This window comes from Azospirillum sp. B506, assembly GCF_000333595.1.
Lineage (GTDB): Bacteria > Pseudomonadota > Alphaproteobacteria > Azospirillales > Azospirillaceae > Azospirillum.
This window is the reverse complement of the sequence record NZ_BADK01000779.1, coordinates 1-9646: the sequence shown is the minus strand read 5'-3', so window position 1 is coordinate 9646 and position 9646 is coordinate 1. Positions and strand designations below refer to the sequence as shown.

The following is a 9646-nucleotide window of genomic DNA, read 5'->3' as shown; positions in this document are numbered from 1 at the left end:
TCCTGCGGGCTCGACGGGTTGCCCTGGAACTCCGAGAAGACGGCGGAGAAGGGCTTGCCCATGAAGTTGGTCAGCACGTTCAGACGGCCGCGGTGGGCCATGCCGACGACGGCTTCCTTCAGGCCGAGCTGGCCGCCGCGCTTCAGGATCTGCTCCAGCGCGGGGATCATCGACTCGCCGCCCTCAAGGCCGAAGCGCTTGGTGCCGGTGTATTTCAGCTGCAGGAACTTCTCGAAGCCCTCGGCCGCGGTCAGGCGCTCCAGGATGGCGCGCTTGCCGTTCACCGTGAAGTCGGTGTGGTTGCGGTCGCCCTCGATGCGCTCTTGGATCCAGGCCTTCTCCTCCGGGTCCTGGATGTGCATGAACTCGACGCCGATCGTCCCGCAATAGGTCTTGTGCAGGATGTCGAGGATCTGGCGCAGCGTCGCCGTTTCCAGGCCGAGCGAGTAGTTCAGGAAGATCGGACGGTCGAGGTCGTCCGGGCCGAAGCCGTAGGTCGCCGGATCCAGTTCCGGATGCGGCTCGCGCTTCTCAAGACCCAGCGGGTCGAAATGCGCGTTCATGTGGCCGCGGACGCGGAAGACGCGGATCAGCATCAGGGCGCGGATGCTGTCCAGCGTGGCGGCGCGCAGCTGCTGCGGGCTGATCCCACCATAGACCTGCTGGGCGTGGGCCAGCATGGCGCCGTTGCCGGGGCCGTTCATCGCGGCGGCGGCCCCGTTCGCGGCGCCATTGGGAGCGCCGACGATGAAGCTCTCGGCGACCGGATCGCGCTTGGCCTTGGGGTCTTCCAGATCGGACACGGTCCAGGACGCGCCGCGCAGCTCGTCCAGGACGGCGCGCGAATCCTCGTCCAGATCCCGGAAGAAGCCGTTCCAGCTGGGGTCGACGGCGGCCGGGTTGGACAGATAGCTGGCGTAGAGTTCGGCGACGTAACCGGCGTTCGAGCCGAAGAGGAACGAGGTCTGTTCCAGATTTGCCGACATGGTTTCACCTCGGGCCGTGAGCCCGATTCCCTGTGGGAGATGATCGCGAGTGATGAAGGCGACGGGGGATCGTTGGATACCCATGTGCAAGAACCGGCGAGGAGAGCCGGCGGGGTGCTGACTGGGATGCGGGGAGCACCGCCGACGCTTGCATATGGGTTCCCAGGATCGTCCGTCCAAGAGGATAGGCCGAAGGGGCGGCGGGCGGGGCACCGCAGCGTCCCGCCCGTCGGCCTCTTCAAAAGGCGTCCTCTTTTCAAAAGCCGGTGGCCGCGGGCGTCACGGCTGAGGTGACGCCCGCAGGCGATCAGCCCTTGAACACCTTCAGCATGGTGGAGCCCAGGCTGGCGGGGCTGTCGGCGACGGCGATGCCGACCGACTTCATGAAGTCGATCTTGAAGTCGGCGGTGTCGTTGCCGCCGGAGATCACCGCACCGGCATGGCCCATGCGGCGGCCCGGAGGCGCCGTGCGGCCGGCGATGAAGCCGACGACCGGCTTCTTCGTGCCCGACGCCTTGATGAACTCGGCGCCGCGGACCTCGGCGTCGCCGCCGATCTCGCCGATCATGATGATGCCCTCGGTCTCCGGGTCCTTCACGAACAGCTCCAGGCTGTCGACGAAGTTGGTGCCGTTGACCGGGTCGCCGCCGATGCCGATGCAGGTGGTCTGGCCGAGACCGGCCGCCGTGGTCTGCGCGACGGCCTCATAGGTCAGCGTGCCGGAGCGCGAGACGATGCCGATCTTGCCGCGCTTGTGGATGTGGCCCGGCATGATGCCGATCTTGCACTCGTCCGGCGTGATGATGCCGGGGCAGTTCGGCCCGATCAGGCGGGTCTTGGAGCCGTCGAGCGCGCGCTTGACGCGGACCATGTCCAGCACCGGGATGCCTTCGGTGATGCAGACCACCAGCGGGATCTCGGCATCGATCGCTTCCAGGATCGCGTCCGCGGCGAAGGGCGGCGGCACATAGATCACCGAGGCGTTGGCGCCGGTCTTCTCGACCGCTTCCGACACGGTGTCGAAGATCGGCAGGTCGAGGTGCTTGGCGCCGCCCTTACCGGGCGTGACGCCGCCGACCATCTTGGTGCCGTAGGCGATGGCCTGCTCGGAGTGGAAGGTGCCCTGGGCGCCGGTGAAGCCCTGGCAGATCACCTTCGTGTTCTTGTCGACGAGAACAGCCATGTTACGCGGCCTCCTTCACGGCCTTGACCACCTTTTCGGCGGCATCGGCGAGGTTGTCGGCCGAGAGGATCGGCAGGCCGGATTCGGCCAGGATCTTCTTGCCCAGATCGACGTTGGTGCCTTCCAGGCGCACCACCAGCGGAACGTGCAGGTGCACTTCGCGGGCCGCGGCGACCACGCCCTCGGCGATCACGTCGCAGCGCATGATGCCGCCGAAGATGTTGACCAGGATGCCTTCGACGTTGCTGTCGGACAGGATCAGCTTGAAGGCCGCGGTGACGCGCTCCTTCGTGGCGCCGCCGCCGACGTCGAGGAAGTTGGCCGGCTCGCCGCCATACAGCTTGATGATGTCCATGGTGGCCATCGCCAGGCCGGCGCCGTTGACCATGCAGCCGATGTTGCCATCGAGCTTGACGTAGTTGAGGCTGTGCTTGGCGGCCTCGATCTCCGACGGATCCTCTTCGGCCTCGTCGCGCAGCTCTTCCACGTCCTTGTGGCGGAACAGCGCGTTGTCGTCGAAGTTCATCTTGGCGTCGAGCGCCAGGATGTCGCCCGAACCGGTGACGATCAGCGGGTTGATCTCGACGATGGCGCAGTCCAGATCCACGAAGGCCTTGTAGGCGGCCTGGATGAACTTGGCGGCGGCGCCGACCTGCTTGCCTTCCAGGCCCAGCGCGAAGGCGACCTTGCGGGTGTGGTAGCCCTGGATGCCGGTCGCCGGGTCGACGGCGACCTTGACGATCTTCTCGGGCGTGTTGTGGGCGACCTCTTCGATCTCCATGCCGCCTTCGGTCGAGGCCATGATCGTCACGCGGCCGGTGGCGCGGTCGATCAGCATGCCGAGATACAGCTCGCGCTTGATGTCGGCGCCTTCCTCGATGTAGAGGCGCTTGACCTCGCGGCCTTCCGGACCGGTCTGCTTGGTCACGAGGACGCTGTTCAGCATCTCGCCGGCGTTCTTGCCGACCTCCTCGATCGACTTGACGACGCGGACGCCGCCCTTGCCCTCGGGGTTGTTCTTGAAGCGGCCGGCGCCGCGGCCACCGGCGTGGATCTGGGACTTCACGACCCAGACCGGACCGCCCAGCTCGCGGGCGACCGTCTCGGCCTCCTGCGGGGTGTAGGCAACGCCGCCGCGGGGAACCGCGACGCCGTACTTCTTCAGCAGGCTTTTCGCCTGATACTCATGGATGTTCATCGGGCGTCCATCTGTTTTTTGGTTCGGCTGACGAGAACGGGTCGACTGAAGGACAAGACGGGCGCACCACCGGCGCGGTCCCGGACCCTGAAAATGGGCCGGAACCGCACCGGAGACCGCGCGGTCCGTTCCTTAGGAAGCGGCCTTTTCGGCGTCCAGCTTCTTGACGACGTCGACCAGCGTCTTCACCGCGTCGACGGAGTTCTGGAACATCGCCTTCTCTTCGTCGTTCAGCTCGATCTCGATGATCTTCTCGACGCCGCCGGCGCCGATGATCGTCGGGACGCCGACGTAGAGGTCGTCCTGGCCATACTGGCCGCTCAGGTGGGCGGCGACCGGCAGAACGCGCTTCTGGTCCTTCAGGTAGGACTCGGCCATCTGGATGGCGGACGCGGCCGGGGCGTAGAAGGCCGAGCCGGTCTTCAGCAGCTTGACGATCTCCGCACCGCCGTCACGGGTGCGCTGAACGATGGCGTCCAGCTTCTCCTGCGTGGTCCAGCCCATCTTGACCAGATCGGGCAGCGGGATGCCGGCGACGGTGGAGTAGCGCACCAGCGGGACCATCGTGTCGCCGTGGCCGCCCAGCACGAAGGCGGTGACGTCCTCGACCGAGACGTTGAACTCCTCGGCCAGGAAGTAGCGGAAGCGGGCCGAGTCGAGCACGCCGGCCATGCCGACCACGCGCTCCGGCGGCAGGCCGGACGCCTGCTGCAGCACCCACACCATCACGTCGAGCGGGTTGGTGATGACGATGACGAAGGCGTTCGGGGCGTACTTGCCGATGGCCTCGCCGACCGTCTTGCAGACGCCGCTGTTGATGCCGATCAGGTCGTCGCGGCTCATGCCCGGCTTGCGCGGGATGCCGGCGGTGACGATCACGACGTCGGCGCCCTCGATGACCGAATAGTCGTTGCCGCCGGTCAGGCTGGCGTTGAAGCCCTCGACCGGGGAGGTTTCGGCCAGGTCAAGCGCCTTGCCGGCCGGCATGCCTTCGGCGATGTCGAACAGGACGACGTCGCCCAGTTCCTTCTGAGCAGCGAGCAGAGCCAGCGTGCCGCCGATCTGGCCGGCACCGACGAGCGCAATCTTCTTGCGAGCCATGGAGCGTTCCCTAAAACGTTTGAGCGTCCCCCATTCAGCGGGAGACTAGAACCGTTGGTCATTCTAACGTCTTAGGGATCCAGCGCCCCGAGATTTCGGAAGCGTAGGTAGCGCGTTTTGTCGCGGAGGGCAAGCGTGACCGCAAGCCCAACCATAATCGGGCATTGCAGCGTTGCGTCGCACCCCCGATGATCCTTTCCAAACGCCGGAGCGTTCGGCTTTATACGTATGGTTCGCGTCCGGTCCTTACCTTGTTCAAAGATGGTCGAAGGAGAGCGCTGATGGCCAAGCTCGTGGCCCGTTTCATTTCCGGTCCGGCCCTGTCGCTGGCGCTTGCCGCCGGCATCCTGGCGGCCGGTTCCGCCCAGGCCCAGACGGTCGGCGACTACACCGCCGCCATGGCCGCCGCCCCGATCACCGACGCGGTGGCGGCCCCCAGCGTCGCCTATTGCCAGACGCTGACCAACTATGTCTACACCTCGATCCCGGAGAATCAGAAGGCGAACTGGGTGCTGCCGCTGGTGACGCTGGACGGCACGCTGACCGCGGAGATGGCGGCCAAGCGCGACGCCTGCATGAAGGTGCGCCAGCAGGCGCTGATTGCCTTCGACGCCGGCACCGGCGAACAGATCGTCACCCCGGCCGAGGCGATGGAAGGCCCGACCGACCGCGGCCCCTATTACAAGGAGGTCTCGCCCGACACCCCCGTCCCGCACACCGGCCGCGCCACGCCGCGCCAGCCGATGCCGCGCGGCGGCGTGCAGTAAGGACCCGTATCCGGGGGAGGGGCGGCTTCGCCCCCCTACGGCCCGACCCCATAGCGTTCCAGATGGCGGGCCATCTCGGTGGGGGAGAGCGGGAAGCCGCTGCCCTGCCGGGCGTTCAGCATGGCGCGCGGGTGGATGCCGGCGGCCCGCGCCTGGATCTGCATGGCGCAGCGCATCGACAGGCCGGCCCGCCACACCAGGGCGGTGACCGCCTGCGGGTCGTGGGCGTCGAGGATCAGGTCCACCACCTCCGGCGCCACGCGGGCGCGCAGGGTCAGCGCCGCCCGCACGAAGCCGGTTTCGTTCCACGACATCGCATCGCCAAGCGCGGTCTCGTCCAGCTTGCCGATACGGTGCAGGCGGACGGCGCGGCGTTCCGGCGGTTCGGCCGAGTCGGCGGCTTCGGCCCAATCGATGCGGCGGCGGGTGGTGGCGGCGATTTCCGCCACCGTCGTGTCGTCGAAATCGCGGCGACGCCGCAGATGCTCCACCACCGCCAGATCGACGAAATCGGCCAGCCGCAGCGCCAGCCGGCGGGGCAGGGCGGGACGGCGGGCCAGCTTCTCCCGCCAGTCGGGATGGTGGGCCGACTGCTCCACCAGCCGGTCGAGGGTGGGTTCGGCGATCACGGCCCCGCTGTTGTCGAGCAGGATGCCGGTCGCCTCGGCATGGCCGCTGCCGGCAATGGCGTCCGACAGGGCGGTGCCGATGCTGTGGCGCCGGGCGATGGCCGACAATGCCCAGCCGGCGGGGGCCGCGGCGACGATGTCCAGCAGATCCTCGTCGCTGAGCGCGGCGCAGCAGCGCAGAACCGGCTCCGCCACCGTCCGTTCGACATCGCGCGCCAGCGTCGCCACCACCGACGGCGGGGCGCAGGCAATGTCCTTGATCGCCGTCGCCAGAGCTTCGCGCACGCGGACGATGTGGTCGCGGGCCAGCTGCTCCAGGGCACGGACCGCCACGGCGCTGACGGTGTCGGCCCCGCCCGGCGGCAGGTCGGGCAGCAGCCGGCACAGCTTGCGGGCCAGGGTGGAACGGACGTCGGCATCGCCCATGCCGGCCAGCCGCGATTCGACCAGCACGTCGCCGACCTGACGGGCCACGCTGCGGCTGGGCTGGGGTGCAGCGGCCGGCGCCGCTTCCGCCTGGGGCGACTCGGCGAACAGGTAGTCCAGCAGTTCGGGCGCGACGCCGCACTCCGGCTCCTCCGGGAGACGGCGGGACGGGCGGGAGGGGGAGAGCCGGGCTGTCACCGGACCTGAAGCCTTGTGGTTGTGCCGTGGCGGAGGCGACGCGGCGGTGGAAGGATCATGCACTCCATCGAAGCGTCTCCCCGGTTAACGGCTTCCTAATTCGGCGGCGGCCCGGCATGTGACATCCGGCGCAGACACCGTCAGCGCCGCTTGGCCGCCGGAGTGGCACCCAGCATGCTGCGTTGCGCCAGCATGGGGCGCGGCATCTGCCGGCCGCCCAGCACGCGGACCGGCATGGACTGTTCCTGCCGGTGCTTGTCGAACTGGTCGAAGATGCGCAGCAGCGCTTCCGCCGTGCCCTCGCCATACTGGATGTCGGTGCGGGCACGGCCCAGTTCGGTGCGCAGGCCGTCGCGCAACCGGCCGAACAGCGCGTCGAACAGCGCCTGGAAATGCTCCTCGGCGAAGACGAAACGCCGGTCGCGCAGGGTTTCGCCCATCCGGCGGATGAAGGTCTGGCGCTGCTGGTGGAACTGTCGGAAACGCAGCATCACCCGGATGAAGGGCGTGTCGGCCAGCACTGCCAGCGTCTCCTCATGCGCCAGCCGGTCCCAGACCTCGGCATCGCGGTCGGTGCCGAGACGGTTGAACAGGGCAATGACGCTGGCGTTCATCGCCTCCCATTCCTTCTCGTAGAAGAGCGCGGTCAGGGTCGATTGCAGGCCGGGGACGATCACCTGGGGAAAGCTGGCGCCGGTGATCGGGTCCATCCGGTCGGGCAGGCTGGCGCGCAGGGCCGACACCATCAGGCGGGTGACGAAGTCGCGCCGCCGTCCGCCGGAGCCGAGTTGTGGCGGTTCCTCCCTCCCGGTCTCGCAGCCGCCGCATGAGGCGGCCGTGCAGGACTGGCAGATCGACGCGAACAGCGGCAGCACCGACGGCCAATGTGCCATCATCAGCCCCATGGCACGGGCGAACTCCTCGCGCGACAGCGCGCCCTTGGCGGAGAATTGCGGTTCCAGCGCTTCCTGAAAGGTGCTGACCAGAGCCTGTGCCGTGCGATGGTGGCGTTCGAACGGCGGCGGATCTGCTGTCATCCCACGGCCTCCCTCCCGATGCGGTCCAGCCGGCCGGCCATCCGGGCCGGTCGTCATCACCGGAACAATTTATCCGGTATTTTATCGATCATGGCTGTGATGGCCGTCACAGGGCCGCCGTCACAGGGTCGGGCGGGGGCAGCCAATCGAACGCCGGTCGGTACGGGCAAAAAAAAAGGCCGCAGCCCGAATGGGCGCGGCCTTTAGTCTAGGGAGGAAACGCACTGCAAAATGCAGTAACGAGGCGGAGTTTAAGCCTGCCGTCGTGTTAGCGGTACCACCCTTTTTGAATTGGTGCGGTGCGACGCCCGCATAACAGCGTATGGAATATCGTTTGGTTTGCATAACGCATGGGCTTGTGGGCAGGTTTCTGCCTTTTGAATGGGCAAAATGGCTGTTGCGGGGCGGGCGAACGATCGATTCCGAAAATCATCGCGTCTGCGAATGTTCGTAAACGAAAAAAGGGGTGTCCTGCGACACCCCTCCTTTTTCGTCAAATTGTTGGAACGCGCGTCAGGCCGCCAGCTTCCCGCGGATCAGCGCCTTGGTCTCGTCGAGGCCGTAGAGCTGGATGAAGGAGCCCATGCGCGGACCGGTGGTCTGGCCGAGCAGCACCTCGTACAGCGCCTGGAACCAGGCCCGCAGTTCGGTGAAGCCGTGGGCCTTGCCCACCTCGAACACCTCGTTCTGGATGACGTCGGCGCGGGAGTCGGCCGGCAGGCTGTCGAGCTTGGCCAGCAGATCCTGCAAGGCGGCGCGCTCGGCATCGGTCGGCGCGCGGAACTGCTTGGTCGGCTTCACCTGATCCTGGTAGTAGCGCACGGCATAGCCGACCATGCTGTCGAGGAAGGGGCTGTTCTCCGGCGTGGCCTCGGGGGCGTAGCGGCGGATGAAGCCCCACATGGCGTCCTTGGTCTCGGCATTCGCCGCACCGGCCAGATTGAGCAGCAGGTTGAAGGATACGTCGGAGCGCACCGCCGGCGGCTTGCCGTTGTGGATGTGCCAGGCCGGGTTCTCCAGCTTCCTGGCCGGCTCCTCGCCATGCACCTTGTCGACGAAGGTCAGATACTCGTCGACGGCGCGCGGGATGACGTCGAAATAAAGGCGCTTGGCCGACTTCGGCTTCTGGAACATGTAGAGGGCGAGGCTCTCCTGCGGCGCATAGGCCAGCCACTCCTCCATGGTCAGGCCGTTGCCCTTCGACTTGGAGATCTTCTGGCCCTTGTCGTCGAGGAACAGCTCGTAATTGAAGCCCTCCGGCGGGGTGCCGCCGAGGATTTTGCAGATCTTGCCGGCGAGTTCGGCCGACGGGATCAGGTCCTTGCCGTACATCTCGTAATCGACGCCGAGGCCGAACCAGCGCATGCCCCAGTCGGGCTTCCATTGCAGCTTCACATGGCCGCCGGTGACCGGCAGTTCGACCTTCCTGCCGTCCTCGTCCTCGAAGACGATGGTGCCGGCATCGACATTGCGCTCCAGCATCGGCACCTGGAGGACGCGGCCGGTCGAGGGGGAGATCGGCAGGAAGGGGCTGTAGGTCGCCTGACGCTCGGCGCCGAGGGTGGGCAGCATCACCGCCATCACCTCGTCGTAATGGCGCAGGATGCCGAGCAGCGCCTCGTCGAAGCGGCCGGACTTGTACCAGTCGGTGGAGGACTGGAACTCGTATTCGAAGCCGAAGCGTGTCCATCACCACCGGGTAACGGCCCCCCCGGCTGGCCTTCTTCAGAGCGGCCAGCATGGCGTCGGCCTTGGCGTCCGCCGCTTCGATCAGCCCCTTGCTCTCCAGCGGCATGCCGCAGCATTGGCCGTCCGCCGCCTCCGGATAGAGGATGCGGAAGCCGGCCTTGCGCATCACCGATTCGACGACCTCGGGCAGCGGGCGCTGCTGCGGGTCGGCGGCCGCGGGTCCCATGGTCCGGCTGACGCAGCTGGGGGCATAGACCACGGTCGGCACGTCGTCGGCGGCGGAAGCGGCGGTGTCCGGGTGCGGCGTGAAGGTCGTGGCGGTCGGCAGGTTGCGGGGCAGGGCCGGCAGGGCACCGCCGCTCAGCAGGCGGGCCGCCGCCTGGGTGGCGTCATGCCCAATCGTGCGGCGGGCGAGGTCAGCCAGCCGCGGCC

At 67.4% G+C, this 9646-nt stretch carries 7 protein-coding genes and 2 pseudogenes; 2 read left to right on the top strand and 7 right to left on the bottom strand.

What is annotated here, in order from left to right:
- The 4 genes and pseudogenes from sucA to mdh all read right to left on the bottom strand — a co-directional run.
- A pseudogene (sucA, locus tag I71_RS24455) lies at window positions 1–986 on the bottom strand (2-oxoglutarate dehydrogenase E1 component); the annotation flags it as partial.
- Between the two features lie 307 nt (window positions 987–1293).
- Window positions 1294–2169: a succinate--CoA ligase subunit alpha gene (gene sucD / locus I71_RS24450; protein ID WP_014246680.1), complete on the bottom strand. Its 876-nt coding sequence runs from the start codon at window positions 2167–2169 to the stop codon at window positions 1294–1296.
- A 1-nt stretch (window position 2170) separates the two neighbouring features.
- The gene (sucC, locus tag I71_RS24445) at window positions 2171–3367 is read right to left on the bottom strand and encodes an ADP-forming succinate--CoA ligase subunit beta (RefSeq protein WP_042699732.1); all 1197 of its coding nucleotides are present in this window, start codon (window positions 3365–3367) and stop codon (window positions 2171–2173) included.
- A 132-nt stretch (window positions 3368–3499) separates the two neighbouring features.
- Window positions 3500–4468, bottom strand: coding sequence for a malate dehydrogenase (mdh, locus tag I71_RS24440; protein WP_042699729.1), 969 nt, complete (start codon window positions 4466–4468; stop codon window positions 3500–3502).
- A gap of 281 nt (window positions 4469–4749) precedes the next feature.
- On the opposite strand from mdh, the gene I71_RS24435 reads away from it, so the two are divergent.
- A complete protein-coding gene (locus I71_RS24435) occupies window positions 4750–5235 on the top strand; it encodes a hypothetical protein (RefSeq protein WP_042699727.1) in 486 nt (161 codons plus the stop codon).
- A 35-nt stretch (window positions 5236–5270) separates the two neighbouring features.
- Here the strand turns inward: I71_RS24435 and I71_RS24430 are convergent, their stop codons facing one another.
- The 3 genes and pseudogenes from I71_RS24430 to I71_RS24420 all read right to left on the bottom strand — a co-directional run.
- Window positions 5271–6488: a DUF2336 domain-containing protein gene (locus tag I71_RS24430; RefSeq protein ID WP_042699724.1), complete on the bottom strand. Its 1218-nt coding sequence runs from the start codon at window positions 6486–6488 to the stop codon at window positions 5271–5273.
- 140 nt (window positions 6489–6628) lie between these two features.
- Entirely contained in the window at window positions 6629–7525 is an 897-nt protein-coding gene (locus I71_RS24425; RefSeq protein WP_042699719.1) for a hypothetical protein, read from the bottom strand.
- Window positions 7526–8038: 513 nt separating this feature from the next.
- Window positions 8039–9205: pseudogene (locus I71_RS24420) on the bottom strand (lysine--tRNA ligase); the annotation flags it as partial.
- Between I71_RS24420 and I71_RS39210 the strand changes: the two are divergent.
- Window positions 9129–9646, top strand: a 518-nt coding sequence (locus tag I71_RS39210; protein WP_042699717.1) for a hypothetical protein, incomplete at its 3' end; no start/stop codon positions are given. The pseudogene I71_RS24420 and the gene I71_RS39210 sit on opposite strands and share 77 nt — an antisense overlap.

Coding starts and splice junctions, on each gene's coding strand:
- I71_RS24435 (WP_042699727.1), top strand. CDS start 4,750: ATGGCCAAGCTCGTGGCCCGTTTCATTTCCGGTCCGGCCCTGTCGCTG.
- I71_RS24425 (WP_042699719.1), bottom strand. CDS start 7,525: ATGACAGCAGATCCGCCGCCGTTCGAACGCCACCATCGCACGGCACAG.
- sucD (WP_014246680.1), bottom strand. CDS start 2,169: ATGGCTGTTCTCGTCGACAAGAACACGAAGGTGATCTGCCAGGGCTTC.
- mdh (WP_042699729.1), bottom strand. CDS start 4,468: ATGGCTCGCAAGAAGATTGCGCTCGTCGGTGCCGGCCAGATCGGCGGC.
- sucC (WP_042699732.1), bottom strand. CDS start 3,367: ATGAACATCCATGAGTATCAGGCGAAAAGCCTGCTGAAGAAGTACGGC.